Annotated in this window: 16 protein-coding genes; 13 read left to right on the top strand and 3 right to left on the bottom strand. The window is 64.0% G+C overall.

Features of this window, described 5'->3' with window-relative positions:
- Positions 1–21 precede the first annotated feature (21 nt).
- Positions 22–924, bottom strand: coding sequence for a LysR substrate-binding domain-containing protein (locus AC0ZZU_RS06685; protein WP_476339730.1), 903 nt, complete (start codon positions 922–924; stop codon positions 22–24).
- A gap of 221 nt (positions 925–1,145) precedes the next feature.
- Here AC0ZZU_RS06685 and AC0ZZU_RS06680 point away from each other — a divergent pair, with 221 nt between their 5' ends.
- The 13 genes from AC0ZZU_RS06680 (at position 1,146) to AC0ZZU_RS06620 (ending at position 12,649) form a co-directional block, all read left to right on the top strand.
- Positions 1,146–2,222, top strand: coding sequence for an ABC transporter substrate-binding protein (locus tag AC0ZZU_RS06680; RefSeq protein ID WP_476339729.1), 1,077 nt, complete (start codon positions 1,146–1,148; stop codon positions 2,220–2,222).
- A gap of 69 nt (positions 2,223–2,291) precedes the next feature.
- Entirely contained in the window at positions 2,292–3,365 is a 1,074-nt protein-coding gene (locus AC0ZZU_RS06675) for an ABC transporter ATP-binding protein (protein WP_476339728.1), read from the top strand.
- Positions 3,352–4,224, top strand: a complete 873-nt coding sequence (locus AC0ZZU_RS06670; RefSeq protein WP_476339727.1) for an ABC transporter permease — start codon at positions 3,352–3,354, stop codon at positions 4,222–4,224. The genes AC0ZZU_RS06675 and AC0ZZU_RS06670 overlap by 14 nt, the downstream gene beginning before the upstream one ends.
- Before the next feature lie 6 nt (positions 4,225–4,230).
- Positions 4,231–5,028, top strand: coding sequence for an ABC transporter permease (locus tag AC0ZZU_RS06665; protein ID WP_476339726.1), 798 nt, complete (start codon positions 4,231–4,233; stop codon positions 5,026–5,028).
- Positions 5,025–6,158 carry an NAD(P)/FAD-dependent oxidoreductase gene (locus AC0ZZU_RS06660; protein WP_476339725.1) on the top strand — a complete coding sequence of 378 codons (1,134 nt, stop codon included), beginning with the start codon at positions 5,025–5,027 and terminating at the stop codon, positions 6,156–6,158. Before AC0ZZU_RS06665 ends, AC0ZZU_RS06660 begins: the two co-directional genes overlap by 4 nt.
- Positions 6,148–6,501: a (2Fe-2S)-binding protein gene (locus tag AC0ZZU_RS06655; protein ID WP_476339724.1), complete on the top strand. Its 354-nt coding sequence runs from the start codon at positions 6,148–6,150 to the stop codon at positions 6,499–6,501. The genes AC0ZZU_RS06660 and AC0ZZU_RS06655 overlap by 11 nt, the downstream gene beginning before the upstream one ends.
- A complete protein-coding gene (locus AC0ZZU_RS06650; protein WP_476339723.1) occupies positions 6,498–7,874 on the top strand; it encodes an FAD-dependent oxidoreductase in 1,377 nt (458 codons plus the stop codon). Before AC0ZZU_RS06655 ends, AC0ZZU_RS06650 begins: the two co-directional genes overlap by 4 nt.
- The gene (locus AC0ZZU_RS06645) at positions 7,867–9,042 is read left to right on the top strand and encodes an NAD(P)/FAD-dependent oxidoreductase (RefSeq protein WP_476339722.1); all 1,176 of its coding nucleotides are present in this window, start codon (positions 7,867–7,869) and stop codon (positions 9,040–9,042) included. Before AC0ZZU_RS06650 ends, AC0ZZU_RS06645 begins: the two co-directional genes overlap by 8 nt.
- A 10-nt stretch (positions 9,043–9,052) precedes the next feature.
- The gene (locus tag AC0ZZU_RS06640; protein ID WP_158458028.1) at positions 9,053–9,406 is read left to right on the top strand and encodes a RidA family protein; all 354 of its coding nucleotides are present in this window, start codon (positions 9,053–9,055) and stop codon (positions 9,404–9,406) included.
- Between the two features lie 143 nt (positions 9,407–9,549).
- Positions 9,550–10,863, top strand: coding sequence for an APC family permease (locus AC0ZZU_RS06635; RefSeq protein WP_476339721.1), 1,314 nt, complete (start codon positions 9,550–9,552; stop codon positions 10,861–10,863).
- 110 nt (positions 10,864–10,973) lie between these two features.
- Complete coding sequence (locus tag AC0ZZU_RS06630) at positions 10,974–11,171, top strand: DUF2934 domain-containing protein (protein ID WP_476339720.1); 198 nt, start codon at positions 10,974–10,976, stop codon at positions 11,169–11,171.
- Positions 11,172–11,463: 292 nt separating this feature from the next.
- The gene (locus tag AC0ZZU_RS06625; protein WP_476339719.1) at positions 11,464–11,733 is read left to right on the top strand and encodes a hypothetical protein; all 270 of its coding nucleotides are present in this window, start codon (positions 11,464–11,466) and stop codon (positions 11,731–11,733) included.
- Positions 11,734–11,794: 61 nt separating this feature from the next.
- Complete coding sequence (locus AC0ZZU_RS06620) at positions 11,795–12,649, top strand: MBL fold metallo-hydrolase (protein ID WP_476339718.1); 855 nt, start codon at positions 11,795–11,797, stop codon at positions 12,647–12,649.
- Between the two features lie 645 nt (positions 12,650–13,294).
- Here AC0ZZU_RS06620 and AC0ZZU_RS06615 read toward each other — a convergent pair.
- Both AC0ZZU_RS06615 and AC0ZZU_RS06610 read right to left on the bottom strand, forming a co-directional pair.
- Positions 13,295–14,473, bottom strand: a complete 1,179-nt coding sequence (locus tag AC0ZZU_RS06615) for a trans-sulfuration enzyme family protein (RefSeq protein ID WP_476339717.1) — start codon at positions 14,471–14,473, stop codon at positions 13,295–13,297.
- Complete coding sequence (locus AC0ZZU_RS06610) at positions 14,470–15,846, bottom strand: pyridoxal-phosphate dependent enzyme (RefSeq protein WP_476339716.1); 1,377 nt, start codon at positions 15,844–15,846, stop codon at positions 14,470–14,472. Before AC0ZZU_RS06610 ends, AC0ZZU_RS06615 begins: the two co-directional genes overlap by 4 nt.
- Positions 15,847–16,125 lie beyond the last annotated feature (279 nt).

Below are 16,125 nucleotides of genomic sequence, written 5' to 3'. Positions count from 1 at the left end.
GCCGGTCACGCTGTCGACGCTTCAGGGCGATAAAGCGTTGGACAGATCGTTGTAATACGCCTTGAGCGTGTCGACGAACTCCTCGGTAAGCCGCGTTCTCGCCTGCGCGGTCGGCCAGATCACGTAGGTGGGGAAAAGGATGTCCGGCTTGAACGGCTTGATCACGATGTCGCGGTGAGCATAATCCCTGGCTACCAGGGGATGGGCGAGGGTGATGCCCATGCCGAGGGCCACCATCTCGCAGTTGATCGCGCTGTATTGGGCTTCGACCGCCATCACGCGCTCAACGCCCGCCTGCTCGAACAGCTCGTCCACCAGGGACCGGGTGCCGTCGCCGTGGCACAGCGATACGAACCGCTGTCCCTCGAGGTCTTCGAAGGTGATCTGCGCGCGTTCAGCAAGCGGGTGGGCACAGGGCAAGACGCACACGGCAGCGGTCTGGGCGAGCAATTCGACCTGTTGACCGGAGACATCTCCCGGATGCACGACGATGCCGATATCACAGTACTGGGACTTCACCCATTGCTCGACAGTGGGCGAGGAGTTCACATGCAACGAGACCGTGAGCTCAGGCCTTGTCTCGGTGAACGCCTTGAGCACGCGCGGCAATATGCTCATGCCAGTGGAGGGCACCGCCGCTACCCGCAAGCGGCCGGTGCCCAGGTTGCGGATGTTCTTCGCCGAATGCTTGAGGCTGTCCAGGCCGACATACGCGCGCTCGACTTCCTGGAAAAGTGCCTGCCCTTGCTGGGTAGGAATCAACCGCACCCCGGCTCGTTTGAACAATACCAGGCCCGTGCTCAGCTCCAGTTGCGCGATCAACCGGGAGACATTGGGCTGCGAGGTGTACAGCACTTCCGCCGCTGCGGTCATCGAACCCAGGCGCATGACACTGCGGAACGCTTCGATCTGTCTCAGATTCACCGTCGATTCCCCATATCAAATATGAATGACTAACCCGGAGATACGTATTTGCCATATGGATAGTGCATGGCAATACTCGAACCTAGCAACAGCCATAGCGCACTTGAAGATGCGCCACCCCGCGAAATCCGGCGGGAGCATGCCCAGTGCATGCGAGCTTCGGGACCGACGAAGCGACTGACGCATTGTTCGATCTGCCCCATGCACTTCGGAGATAGTCTGTGAATAGCCATCATTCGACCTCAGTCACACCCTCGCTTTCTTCCCTCACCCGTATTGCCAGCGCTGTCGCCCTGACCCTTGCCGGGTTCGCGAGCACTGCCGCATTCGCCCAGCCCACGCTGTATGTCGCCGGTGTCGGCGGCTCGACCGAGCAGATGTACAAGACCCGCGTCATCCCGGCCTTCGAGAAGCTGCACGACGTCAAGGTGGTGTATGTCGCCGGCAACTCCACCGAGACCCTGGCCAAGCTGCAGGCCCAGAAGGGACGCCAGCAGATCAACGTGGCGATGATGGATGACGGGCCGATGTACCAGGCCCTGCAGATGGGCCTGTGCGGGAAGCTCAGCGATGCGCCGGTCTACAAGGATCTGTACCCGCTGGCGCGGATGAGCCCGGAAGCGACGGGGGTCGGGGTGGTCGCCACGGGCATTGGCTATAACGAAGAGGCATTCAAGCAACGTGGCTGGGCGCCGCCCGACTCCTGGGAAGACCTGACCAACCCGCGCTACAGGCAACTGCTCGGCATGCCTCCGGTCACCAACACCTACGGCTTGCACACCCTGGTGGAAATGGCCCGCCTGCGTGGCGGTGGCGAGAAGGATATCGACCCCGGCTTCAAGGCGCTGAAGGACGAAATCGGCCCCAACGTGCTTGCCTGGGTCTCGGCTCCAGGCGAGATGGACGGCATGATGCAGAACGGTGACGTGGTGATGGCGGTGTACGGCAGTGGCCGTGCGGTGGCATTGCAGGGCACTGGCTTCCCGTTGAAGTTCATCTACCCCAAGGAGGGCGGCATCGCCCTGCAGGTCGCGGCCTGCGGCGTGACCCCCAACGCGCAGCCCGAGTTGTCGCAGCAATTCATCCAGCACGTGCTCTCGCCGGAAGTGCAGGCCATCCAGGCCCGGGAAAACGGCTTCGCGCCGGTCAACCAGACGGTGAAACTCGAACCCGAGATCGCGGCGCGCATGCCTTACGGCCCAGAGAAAGTCAGCGCGTTGATCAAGGTTGATTGGGACACGATCAACCAGAAGCGCAGCGAGTGGACGACCCGCTGGAATCGCACGGTCGAGCGCTGACCGCCAAGCGAGCCTCATCCTTCCCGAATCCCTCCTGGAGACGCAGGCCCCGGCCTGCGTGGCAAGCCAATGGCATTTCTCACGCTCGAAGGTATCGTCAAGACCTATGGCAGTTTCAAGGCGATCGATGGCCTGAACCTGGAAGTCCGCAAGGGCGAATTCGTCGCCTTGCTCGGCCCCTCCGGCTGCGGCAAGACCACCACCCTGCAGTCGATTGCCGGCTTCGTGCAGCCAACCGAAGGGCGCATTGTCCTGGATGGGCGCGATATCACCCATGTACGCCCCGAGCAACGTGGCCTGGGGATCGTCTTTCAAAGCTACGCCTTGTTTGCGCACATGACCGTGGCGCAGAACATCAGTTTTGGCCTGGAGATGCGCGGCGTGCCCAAGGCCGAACGGAGCAAGCGGATCCTGGAGGCGCTGGATCTCGTGCGCCTTGGCGGCCTGGGCGAGCGGTACCCCAAGGCATTGTCCGGCGGGCAACGCCAGCGCGTGGCGATTGCCCGGGCCCTGGCCATCCGCCCCAACCTGCTGCTGCTCGATGAGCCCATGTCGAACCTCGACGCGAAGCTGCGCGAAGAAATGCACATCGAGCTGCGGGCGATCCAGCGCAGCCTGGGCATCACCACGATCCTGGTGACCCACGACCAGGTCGAAGCCATGACCATGAGCGACCGCATCGCCGTGATGCACAAGGGCCGCATCGTCCAGATCGATACACCGTTCGAAGCCTACGAGCGCCCGCATTCCCCGTTTGCCTCGGCGTTCCTGGGAAAGACCAACGCCTTTGCCGGGGCTGTGCAGACCCGCAATGCACGCTGCTGCCATGTACTGGTCACGGACACGCTGATGCATGTGCCCCATGAAGACCGCTCGCTGGGCAATGACGTCAACGTCTATATCCGCCCGGAAAAGATACGCCTGACACCCGTCGGCAGCGGGCGCCTGAACGGGCGTGTCCGCTTGCGTGTGTTCCTGGGCAACCTCTGGTTGATCGCGGTGGAAAGTCACTTGGGGATGGTCCACCTGACCCAGCCCAACCTGGGTACGCCACCACCTGATGAGGGCAGCGAAATCGGGCTGGACTGGTCCGACGATGACCTGCGCCTGCTTGATCGTGAGGTCTCCCATGGCCAGGTATGATGCCGAACACGTCGGCGCCGCGCCGTGGCTGCTCAGCGGGCCGGCCTTGCTGGTATTCGTGGCGCTGCTGCTGGCACCGTTGCTATTGACCGCAGTCTTGTCGCTCAACCTGTACAGCGACACCGAAGGCGTGGTGCCGGTCTACAGCGTTGGCAATTACCTGGAGGTGTTCAAGGACGGTTACTTCCATGAGATCTTCCAGCGCACCGGCGCCATGGCGCTGGCGGTCACGCTGCTGTGCGTGCTGATCGGGGTGCCGGAAACCATCATCATTGCGCGCATGGCCCCGCGCTGGCGTTCGCTGTTCCTGCTGGTGGTGCTGGGGCCGCTGCTGATTTCGGTGGTCGTGCGCACCCTCGGCTGGGCGATCCTGCTGGGTAACAACGGGCTGATCAACGAGGCGTTGCAAGCGCTGGGTATCACAGAGCAGCCGGTGAAGATGCTGTTCACCCAGTTCGGCGTGGTCATTGCCCTGACCCACGTGCTGGTGCCGTTCATGGTGATCGCGGTGTGGGCGACCCTGCAGCGCCTGGACCTGCAAGTGGAGTGGGCCGCGTTGTCACTGGGGGCCTCGCGGCTCACTGTGTTTCGCCGGATCATCCTGCCGCAGATCATGCCCGGCGTTCTCTCGGGCTCGATCATCGTCTTCGCCCTGGCGGCGTCTGCGTTCGCCACCCCGGCGATCATTGGCGGGCGCCGATTGAAAGTAGTGGCGACGGCGGCCTACGACGAGTTCCTCGGCACCCTCAACTGGCCCCTTGGCGCCGCCATCGCGATGCTCCTGCTGGTTGCCAACCTGGTCATCATCCTGGGTTGCAGCAAGCTGGCCGAGCGCCGCTTCAAGCAAGTCTTCGAGTAACCGGCCATGCACAAGAACGGTTTTTTCTCGCTGCTGTTCCATATCTCCTTTGTCACCTTCATCGTCGCGCCGCTGCTGGTGGTGATGGTGATGTCGTTCACCGACAAGGGCTACCTGTCGCTGCCCACTGACGGCCTGTCGCTACGCTGGTTCCGGGCGCTGCTGGACAACCAGGAGATGCTCGATGCCTTCTACCTGTCGCTCAAGCTCGGACTGGTCTCGGCCACACTGGCGACGCTGTTGGCGATTCCCGCGGCGCTGGCGATCAGCCGCTACGAGTTTCCTGGACGGAGCGCGCTCACGGGGTTCCTGCTGTCACCGCTGATGATCCCGTCCGTGGTGCTGGGCATCGCGTTCTTGCGGTTCTTCTCCCTGGCACAGATCGGCGGCTCGTTCTGGGCGTTGAGCATCACCCATGTGATCGTCGTGTTGCCCTATGCATTGCGCCTGACGCTGGCCTCGGCCATCGGCCTGGAGCGCGATATCGAGCAGGCGGCGTTGTCGCTCGGCGCACGACGCTGGACAGCGTTTCATCGGGTGATATTGCCGCGTATCCGCACCGGCGTGGTCGGCGGCTGGATGCTCGCGTTCATCCAGAGCTTCGACGAACTGACCATGACCGTGTTCGTGGCGACGCCCGGCACGACGACGTTGCCGGTGGCCATGTACAACCAGATCTCCCAGACCATCGACCCCCTGATCACCGCCGTCTCGACACTGCTGATCGTCGGCACGGTGCTGTTGATGCTGCTTCTGGACCGGCTGGTGGGGCTTGACCGCGTGCTGGTGGGAGAAGGCAAATGAGCCAGGACACCAGGCAATCGGATGTCATCGTGATCGGCGGCGGGCTGGTGGGCATGGCGGTGGCCTACGGCCTGGCGCGCAGCGGCGTTAGCACCCTGGTGCTGGATCAGGGCGACGTTGCGTTCCGTGCCTCGCGGGGCAACTTCGGCCTCGTCTGGGTACAGGGCAAGGGCCACGGCCTGCCGGACTACGCGCGCTGGACCGGTTCGTCGGCGACGCGCTGGCCCGCGTTCGCCCAGGCGCTGCTGGCCGACAGCGGCGTCGATGTACAACTCAGGCAACCGGGTGGCTTCCATATGTGCTTCAGCGACCAGGAGTTGCTGGAGCGCGAATCCCGACTGCATACCCTGCAGGCGGCGTTGGGCGATTATCCCTTCCAGATGCTCGACGCCGCTGACCTGAAGGCGCGATTGCCGTTGATCGGGCCTGCGGTCGTCGGCGCCAGTTATACCCCCCGGGACGGCCATGTGAATCCACTGAAACTGTTGCGGGCGCTGCATGCCGCAGCGCAGGCCAAGGGCGCGGTCGTGCGCAGCGGCGTGGAGGTGCAGCGCATTGACAGCGCGGCCGGGGAATTTAGCGTCACCACTGCCCAGGGCCGTTTCGTTGCACCCCGGATCGTGCTGGCCGCCGGGCTTGGCAATCCTGCGTTGGCGCGCCAGGTCGGCCTGCATGCGCCGGTGGCGCCCAATCGCGGACAGGTGTTGATCAGCGAGCGGGTCCGCCCGTTTCTCGAGTACCCGACCATCAACGTCCGGCAGACCGACGAAGGCACGGTGCAACTGGGCGACTCGATGGAGGAGGTGGGCTTTGACGACAGCACCTCCACCGACGTGCTGGCGGCCATCGCCAGGCGCGGTGTCGCGACCTTTCCATTGCTGCGCGATGTGCGCCTGGTCAGGGCCTGGGGGGCGTTGCGGGTGTTGAGCCCGGACGGTTTTCCCATCTACCAGCACTCCGCGACCCATCCCGGTGCGTTCGTGGTCACCTGCCACAGCGGCGTGACCCTGGCTGCCGCTCATGCCCTGCGCCTGGCCCCGTGGATCCTGGGCGGTGCCAGGCCCTCCGAGCTGCAGGCGTTCAGCGGCGAGCGTTTTCTCACTGACAAGGTGTATTCCGATGCGCACTGACTCGCTGTTCCAACCCGTCAAGAGTGAAGCCAGCGCAACGCGGACCGTGCGCCTGAGCTTCAACGATCAACCGTTCACCGTGCCTGCCGGGTTGTCCGTCGCCGCGGCGTTGCTGATGTCCGGCATCCGGCGCTTTCGCGCGACGCCTGTCAGCGAGGCCCCCCGGGCCCCTTACTGCATGATGGGCGTGTGCTTCGAATGCCTGGTGGACATCGATGGCGTCCCCAACCGCCAGAGCTGCCTGGTTGAAGTGGCGGACGGCATGTGTATTCGCTCGCAAGAGGGCGCCCGTGACCTGGTTTATCAACCGTCTGATGTCCAGGCCCTGGAGGTGCGCTCATGAACCGTGAAAGGGTCGATGTGGTGGTGATCGGCGCGGGCGCGGCGGGCATGGCCGCGGCGACGGCGATGGCGGGCCTGGGCATGCAAGTGGTGCTGCTGGACGAACAGGGCAGCCCGGGCGGGCAGATCTACCGGGGCATTACCCTGGCACCGCTGTCGCGCCGGGACCTGCTGGGACCGGATTATGCCCACGGTCAGCAACTCGCCCAGGCCCTGGCGACCTCGAGCGTGCGCTATGAAAAAGGCGCTTCGGTGTGGCAGGTGACTCGCGATCATCAGGTCAGCTACCTGCGCGAAGGCCGCCTGCAGACGCTGGAGGCCAAGGCGGTGCTGCTCGCGACCGGTGCCATGGAACGACCGTTCCCGATAACCGGCTGGACCTTGCCTGGGGTCATGAGCGCCGGGGCTGCGCAGATCCTGCTCAAGAGCTCGGGCCTCGCCCCGAGCGAGCCGGTGGTCCTGGCCGGCTGCGGTCCGCTGTTGTATCTGCTGGGTTGGCAGTACCTGCGCGCGGGCGTGCAGATCAAGGCCCTGGTCGACACCACCCGGCCCGAGGACTATTGGCGTGCCCGCCGTCACCTGTTTGCCGCAGTGCGTGCCTGGCCCTACCTGCGCAAGGGACTTGAGCTGATGCGCAGCCTGCGCAGCGCCGGTATCGCCCACTACAGCGGTGCCGAGCAGCTGGCGGTCGAAGGGCAGGAAGCAGCTCAGGCCCTGACCTTCAGCATCTCGGGCAAGGCGCAGCGTATCGCTACCCGCTGTGTCCTGTTGCATCAAGGGGTGGTGCCGAATATCCAGTTCAGCCAGTCACTGCGGGCACGCCATGAATGGGACCTTGACCAGCTGTGTTTCCGTCCAGTCACCGATGCCTGGGGCGAGCTCGATGTGCCGGGTGTCTACGTCGCAGGCGACGGCGCCGGTATCGGCGGAGCCCAGGCGGCAGCGGTGCAGGGGGAGCTGGCGGCGCTGGGGATCGCCGAGCGGTTGAAAGCGATCAACGCCGCTGCCCGTGATGAGAAGGCCGCGCTTCTGCGCGCGAGGCTCGAAGCCAACCTGCGGATCCGGCCGTTTCTCGACGCGCTCTATCAGCCCAAGGAAGCCAACCGCATACCCGCCGATGAGGTGATGGTCTGTCGCTGCGAAGAAGTGACGGCGGGGGAGTTGCGCCAGTTCGTTGCCCTCGGCTGCACGGGGCCGAACCAGGCCAAGTCCTTCGGAAGATGTGGCATGGGGCCTTGCCAGGGGCGCATGTGCGGGCTGACCGTCACCGAAGTCATCGCCAAGGCCCGGGGCGTTTCGGCGCAGGAAGTGGGTTACTACCGCATCCGCTCACCGATCAAGCCCATCACCCTGGGAGAACTGGCCGGTGATTGAGTCAAGCGCACGCCACGCCGACGTGCTGGTGATCGGTGGGGGTATCCATGGCCTCAGTACGGCCCTGCACCTGGCGCGGGCCGGGGTCAAGGTCACGCTGCTGGAGGCGGAGTACTGCGGCCGGCATGCCTCTGGCGTGAATGCCGGTGGCGTGCGCACCCTGGGCCGCCACGCTGCGGAGATACCCTTGGCGCTGTCATCGAGCGCACTGTGGCATGACCTCCCCGGAATCCTGGGTGAAGACGGTAGTTTCGTCCCCAGCGGCCAGCTCAAGCTGGCCGAGAACATGGCCGAGCTGGAGGAATGCCGGCAACGGGTACGGCAGCTGCAGGCCTTGGGGTTCACCCATGAAACCTTGATCGATCAGCAGCAGGTCTTCGAGCTTGTACCGTCCGTGGCACGCCACGTGGTGGGCGGCATCTGGGTCAAGGGCGACGGCTACGCGCAACCGTTCAAGACGGTCACCGCGTTCCGCCTGGCGGCGCAACGGCTTGGGGTATGCATCCATGAGCAGACGCCCGCGCAGCGCATCGAGCAGACAGGCACCCAGTGGCGAGTAACGACCCCGGCGGGGCACTACTACGCCGACCACCTGGTGGTCACGGCAGGCGCCTGGGCCGCGGAGCTGGCGGCGCAAGTCGGCGAACCCGTGCCGGTGCATCCCGAAGGGCTGATGCTGATGGTCACCCACCGCGTCGCGCCGTTCTGCGTGCCGGTACTGGGCGCCACCGGCAGGGCGCTGTCGTTCAAGCAATTTGCCAACGGGACCCTGGTGATCGGCGGCAAGCTCGTGGGGTCGGTGGATTTTCCCTCACGCCACGGCGAGGTCGAGATGAACCGGCTGGCCGCCAGCGCCCGCACGGTCACCGACCTGTTTCCACACTTGAAGCACTTGGCGGTCAACCGCGTCTGGGCGGGCGTCGAGGCCTTCACGGCCGATGATCTGCCGGTGATTGGCGCCAGCCGCAAGGCCAGCAAGCTGAGCTATTCATTCGGTTTTTGCGGAAGCGGCTTCCAGATGGGACCCGGCACCGGCAAACGCCTGGCGCAGCTCATACTGGGCGAGTCTTCGGACATTTGCCTGGACGCATTTGCCATCAATCGATTCAACGCGACGGCCCCAGGGCCGTCATCCGTTCAAACCGCTACAACCCTCGCTCGACATTAAGGAGTTTCACATGCTGGATATCACCCGTATCGAAACCAATCAGCGCATGAGCCGTGTCGTCCAATGCAACGGCTTCACCTTCCTCGGCGGCCAGACCGCTACCGACCGCACGCTGGACATCAAGGGGCAGACCGCCCAGGTGCTGGAGAAGATCGACAACTTCCTGGCCAAGGCCGGCCTGGACAAGACCCGTATCCTCAGCGCGCAAGTCTGGCTGTCTGACATCGAAGCCAACTTCGCCGGCATGAACGAGGTGTGGGATGCCTGGGCGCCAGAAGGCCATGCGCCTGCACGGGCAACCGTCGAGTCACGCCTGGCCGCGCCGGACCTGCTGGTAGAAATCACCGTCGTCGCCGCGGGCTGACCGCGACCGGTGGTGAAAGCAGGCACTTTCACCGATTAGTGACAGTGCTTGAACCCCTGGGCCAAGGGGTGGGTCAGTACATGAAAGCGTCGGCACCCCCAGGGTGCGCGGCGCTCTTTTTATCCTGCCCCTTGGAATCGCCCATGACAAACGCCGACCCGCACGCATTGAAGCGCGTGATTACCACTCCGTTGCTGGTTTTCTTCATCCTGGGTGACGTACTCGGTGCCGGCGTCTACGCGTTGGCCGGTGCCATTGCCGACCGTGCGGGCGGGGCTATCTGGGCGCCGCTGTGCCTGGGCCTGGTCTTCGCCATGCTCACGGCGGCCTCCTATGCCGAATTGGTGAGCAAGTATCCCCGCGCCGGTGGCGCTGCCGTTTTCGCCCAGCGGGCCTTTGGTTCGCCAGTACTGTCGTTTCTGGTGGGCTTCGCCATGCTTGCCGCTGGCATCACCAGCGCGGCGGGATTGGCGCTGGCGTTTGGCGGCGAGTACCTGCGGGTATTCCTTGATTGGCCCGCCCAGGTGCTGGCACCGCTGTTCCTGGTACTGATTGCCGCGCTGAACCTGCGCGGTATCAAGGAATCCCTGAGCGCGAACCTGATCATGACGCTGGTCGAGCTCACCGGCCTGGTGCTGGTGGTCGTTGCCGTGGCGGTCTTGTGCGGACAAGGGCAGGGCGAGCCGGCCCGCCTACTGGATTTCGGCGGGCATGCTCCGGCTAGCGCAGTGCTGGCGGGGGCGTTGCTGGCGTTTTATTCCTATGTGGGCTTCGAGACCTCCGCCAATCTCGCCGAAGAGGTGAAGGATGTGCGGCGCACCTATCCCAAGGCGCTGTTCCTGGCGTTGTTGATCGCCGGCCTGGTCTACATGGCCGTCGGTGCCGGTGTTGCCCTGGTGATGCCGGTGGACCAGCTCATCGCCGCGAAGGCGCCGCTCATGGAGATCGTCTCCTCCTCGGGCCTGGGCATCGGGCCCACTGGGTTCGCGGTCATCGCGCTGGTCGCCGTGGCCAACGGCGCGTTGCTGACCATGATCATGGCCAGCCGTCTTACGCTGGGGATGGCACGGGAAGGTTTGTTGCCCAGCGCACTGGGACGCGTGCTGCCCAATCGCCGGACGCCGGCCCTGGCCATCCTCGCCACGACCGCAGCCGCGGCCTTGTTGACGTTCACGGGTACCCTGGAGGTGCTGGCTGAAACCGTGGTGCTGCTCCTTCTGCTGGTGTTCCTGAGCACCAACGTGGCTGTCCTGGTGTTGAAACGGGAACGGGTCGAGGCCGAGCATTTCCGGATTCATCCGGTGGTCCCCGTACTGGCTGTCATTTCCTGCCTGATCCTGCTCGCCCAGCAGCCGGCCGGCAACTGGCTCAGGGCCTGCGCGTTGCTCGCGGTGGGCGGAGTGCTGTATGGGCTGGCCCGGCGTTATGCGATCAAGGCGATGCCTGCGCGGGGCTGATGTCCTTGATTGGATATGCCCATCATTGGACCAACGGCTGAGTAGCCGGGCCCGGACTACGGTTCTCCCGGCTACGCTTCATCAACCTCCTATCAGCCAGAGGAAACACCATGATCGATGAAGCGAAGACGCGTGAACGGGCCTATGCCTTGTGGGAACAGGCCGGCAGACCCGAAGGTACCGAGCGGGAACACTGGCTCCAGGCACGCGAACAGCTGGAGGCCGAGCATACGTCAGCGGGTGAGGGGCGGGACACGACCTCAGGTGTTGGTCGGCCCGGCGCGGGCGTAACGGCGGATGATGAGTGACGGTACGCATTCCTTAGGCCTGTAGGAGCGGCCTCGTGCCGGGACGCCGGACCGCGCGAAACGATGGCGAAGCCCTCGCCGGGGCGCAGAAGTGCCGGTGTATGCGATGTACTCAGGGAACACAAGAGCATCAGCGGGATTTCATGGATGGCTTCCATCGGCTTGTGGCCCTGAACGCCTTCCTCGCCCGGCGCATCCCTACAGCCGGTCGTCGTGCCGTGGGATGTTCGGCACAACACATGCGAAATGCTCGTCTCTAATCAGCATGTCTCGATCAGACCGAGGAAAAGCGATGAGCGACGAGCATCTCAAGACCGCGCTGACGGCCTGGCGGCTGCTTTACGAGGACGACGCCTATCGGCTGGACCACCTCGAGGACTATTACAAGACCCTGATCGAACGCGCCGATGAGCTCAGGTCGGGTGGCCAGCTGAGCCTGGAGGACTGGCAACTGCTCAAGGCCGCCGCCGATGCGGCATACGAGCAGACCGAAGCATCGCTGCGCGAGCACCGGCGCGATTGCATCAAGGACAACGCCATGCCCTTGCCCCAGAGTCGGTAGCCGCGGCACAAGAGGCAGCAATCGACTTTTCTTACGCGCGCTCTGCGCGCCGGAGATCGCCATGCGCGTGCATCACCTGAACTGCGGCTGCATGTGTCCCTTGGGCGGGGCCTTGTTCGACGGCCACAGCCACGGCTTGACCGCTTCGGTTCCTTGTCATTGCCTGCTGATCGAAACCGAGCGTGATGGCCTGGTGCTGGTGGATACAGGCTTTGGCCAAGGGGACGTGCGGCATCCAGAGCGGCTGAGCCTGTTTTTCCGGGTGTTCAACAATATCAAGCTCGAGCAGCGCTTCACGGCCCTGGATCAGATCAAGCGGCTGGGATTCGCCGCCAGTGATGTACGCCATATCCTGCTGACCCACCTGGATTTCGACCATGCCGGTGGTCTCCAGGATTTCCCTCAGGCCACTGTCCACTTGATGGAGGCGGAGATGAACCATGCCCAGGGCGCCTCCGGCTGGATCGGCAACCGCAGGTTCTGCGCGCCGCAGTGGCGCGGTGTCGACAATTGGCAGCTCTATACCCCGGAAGGAGAAAGCTGGTTTGGCTTCGATTCGGTTCGTGCGGTGCTGGGCGCGGGTTCCGAGGACCTGCTGCTGGTACCGCTGCACGGCCATACCGCTGGCCATGCGGGCATCGCCGTTCGCACTGGCCAAGGCTGGAAGCTGCATGCGGGCGATGCTTATTTCTATCACGGCGAAGTACACCTGCCCGAGCGCAAATGCCCGCCAGGCATGCGTTTGTATCAGCGGATGATGGACACCGACGGATCTGCACGGCGGCATAACCAGGACAGGTTGCGAAGTCTGATAGCAGGTCAAGGCAATGCGATCGAAGTGTTCTGCAGCCATGATTCCGCCGAGATGCGCGAGGCGACCGCCAGGGGCGTCGGAGAGGAGGGGGCGGGAGCGTAGAGGTACCCGGAGCCGCATCTGATCATGGGAGTATGGATGTGCTCCTGGATAACTATACCACCCCTGCATATGCAGTAGGGCTATGATGTCCCTTCCTTGATTTTTGTGTATAGCCCAGGCGATCAGGCTGCCAGCATGCGCCGTACAAACAACCCTGAAAAGCCTTGAACCTTCAGACTTCCCCTCTTCCTTGTAGTCCATTTCCCAAGATACCATCCCCTCTCTAACTCGTTGCAGCTGGCTCGCGAGGGTACTAGTCTCGACCAGTCGTTGAGGTTTCAACGACCGGACTTGCAAGCCCGCCTGCCGGGTTTTCATTCCTCTGTCCCGGTCTTGCAGACCCGCACGTAGTCGCCACCCATTCAATGCAAGAGAGTGGGGCCGAACCTGCGGTCGGCGCAGGGCCTCGGCTATTGGCTATCCGTCCCGCCCAGCGCAGCGGGCGGTTGTAGGAGCGGCCTCGTGTCGCGAAACGAGGGCGAAGCCTTCGCCGGGGCGCAGGGCTTGCGACTTCCGCGGTGGTGGCAGGGAATACCGCATCCAGTAAGTTGCGTTTGTAGCGGTTATACGATTTTAGGGCCGCTTCGCGCCCCTTTCGCGCGGTCCGGCGTCCCGGCACGAGGCCGCTCCTACAAAGTGTCCGATTCAGATCGCCGCCAACGCCTGCGCTAGATCCGCCCGCAGGTCTTCCACATCCTCGACTCCCACCGAAAGCCGCACCAACCCATCCCCAATCCCCAGCCTCGCGCGGTTTTCCGCCGGAATGCTCGCGTGGGTCATGATCGCGGGATGCTCGATCAGGCTCTCGACCCCGCCCAGGCTTTCCGCGAGCGCAAACAGCTGCACCTGCTCGAGGAAGCGCCGCGCGCCATCCAGGTCGGTGGCGAGATCCAGCGAAATCATCCCGCCAAATCCACGCATCTGCCTGCACGCCAACGCATGCTGGGGATGAGAGGGCAGCCCCGGGTAGTACACTCGCGCCACTTGCGGCTGGCGCTCCAGCCATTGGGCAAGCTCAAGCGCGTTGCTGCAGTGCCGCTCCATGCGTAGCGCCAGGGTCTTCACGCCGCGCAGGGTGAGGAAGGCATCGAACGGCCCGGCGATGGCGCCGACGGAGTTCTGCAGAAAGCCCAGTCGCTCGGCCAGCTCGGTGTCCTGGCCGACGACCGCGATCCCGCCGATCACATCGGAATGCCCATTGAGGTACTTGGTCGACGAATGCACCACGATGTCGAAACCCAGCGCGAGCGGGTGCTGAATCCACGGACTGGCGAAGGTGTTGTCCGCCACGCTGATGATCCCGCGTTCGCGACAAAGGCGGGCGATCACTGCCAGGTCAGTCAAGCGGAGGAGGGGATTGCTCGGTGTCTCGACCCATACCATTCGCGTGTCGTCCTGCAGCGCGGACTCGAACGCCGAGATATCGGTCATGTCGACGTAGCTGAAGCGCAGGCCTGCACTGCGCCGGCGTACACGCTCGAACAGTCTGTACGTACCACCGTACAGGTCATCTCCGGACAGTACGTACGAACCTGCATCAAGGAGCTCGAGCACTGACGAAATGGCCGCCAGCCCGGAGGCGAAGGCGAACGCCTGGGTGCCACCTTCCAGGTCCGCGACGCAACGCTCAAGCGCCCAGCGGGTCGGATTGTGCGAGCGGCCGTAATCCAGGCCTTTATGCACGCCCGGGCTTTGCTGCAGGTACGTGGAGTTGGCGTAGATGGGTGGCATGAGCGCACCGGTGGATGGGTCCGGCGCCTGTCCGGCATGAATCACGCGGGTCGAAAACGCGAGGGAATGGCTCGTTTTGTCGTGCTGACTCATGCAAGGGATCTCCGCAGGTGATTGAGCAGGTCCATCCGGGTGATCAAGCCATGGAAACCCGATGCATCGGCAATGATCGCCACCAACCCGCGGTCGAGTTCCGCCTGAAGCTCCGCCAGGCCGGTGTCAGGCGGCAGGGTTTCCAGTTTGACGGTCATCACGGTATCGACGGTGGTACGAAAGTGCGAGGCGTCCTGGTGCAGGCCGAACAGGATGTCGGATTCGTCGACGACGCCGACCAGCCGGTTACCATCGACCAGCACGGGCAACTGCGACACATCCGCAAGACGCATGCGCTGGAAGGCCGTGAGCAGGGTGTCATCGGGCGCCACGCTGATTACCCGGCCGTCTTCGAAGCGCCGGGCGATCAAATCACGCAGGTCGCCGTAGTGGGTGCGTTGCAGCAGCCCCTGGTCTGTCATCCACTGGTCATTGTAGACCTTCGACAAATACCGGGTACCGGTGTCGCAGACAAAGCTCACCACCCGCTTTGGCTCGGTTTGCTCACGGCAGAAACGCAGCGCCGCTGCCAGCAGCGTGCCGGTAGAGGAGCCGCCGAGAATGCCCTCGGCCTTCAACAGCATGCGAGCGTGGTCGAAGCTTTCTTCATCGCTGATCGAATAGGCGTGGCGCACGGTCGAAAGGTCGGCGAAGGAGGGTATGAAATCCTCGCCGATCCCTTCGACCGCCCACGAGCCAGGCGTGGGCAGCGTGCCGCTTCGGCTGTACTCGGCGACGACCGAGCCGATCGGATCGGCGAGCACCATCTCGAGCTCCGGCTGAACACGCTTGAAGAAGCGGGTGAGGCCCGTGAGCGTACCCGCCGAGCCTACCCCGACCACGATGGCATCCACGTCATGTTGCGTCTGCGCCCAGATTTCCGGCGCAGTGCTGCATTCATGGGCCAGGGGATTGGCGGGGTTGTTGAACTGGTCCGCGAAGAATGCATCCGGGATCTCTGCAGCCAGCCGCGCCGCCACGTCCTGGTAATAGTCGGGATGGCCCTTGCCGACGTCCGAGCGGGTGATATGCACCTCCGCGCCCATGGCCTTGAGGTGCAGGACTTTCTCGGTGGACATCTTGTCGGGGACCACCAGGACCACCCGGTATCCCTTGGCACGGCCGACCAGCGCCAGGCCCAGGCCGGTGTTGCCGGCGGTGGCTTCCACGATGGTGCCACCGGGGGAGAGGCGGCCGTCGCGTTCGGCGGCGTCGATCATGGCCAGGCCAATGCGATCCTTGATCGAGCCGCCGGGGTTTTGCGATTCGAGCTTGAGGAAGAGGGTGCACAGGCCGGTGTCGATGCGGCTGACGCGGACCAGGGGAGTGTTGCCGATAAGTTCGAGGACGGCGGGGCGGGAAGCGGTAGACATGGCTCATCCCTCAGGGCAGGCAATGTGTGCGACCTCAGACTAGCAGAACGCACATGCACTCCTCGAAGCGCATCTGTATTCCGGTGCAAATCTGGCAGTCAGCAGGCGATTCAGGTTTCTGGAACGCGCTTTCCAGGGCGACATGCAGACGTGGCTGGTGGCCGTCATTTTCATATGCCGCAACACTTTATAGTCCGCTCATCCCCGGCAAGCGTAGTGCTTTGAGCCGTATCCACGCCCCATAATGGCCCCCCTTGAAACCGTGCTTCACGCCGTTGG

It is taken from the genome of Pseudomonas sp. JE3303, from assembly GCF_056312565.1.
Note: the sequence above shows the minus strand (reverse complement) of the source record. Positions and strands in the feature narration are given on the sequence as shown.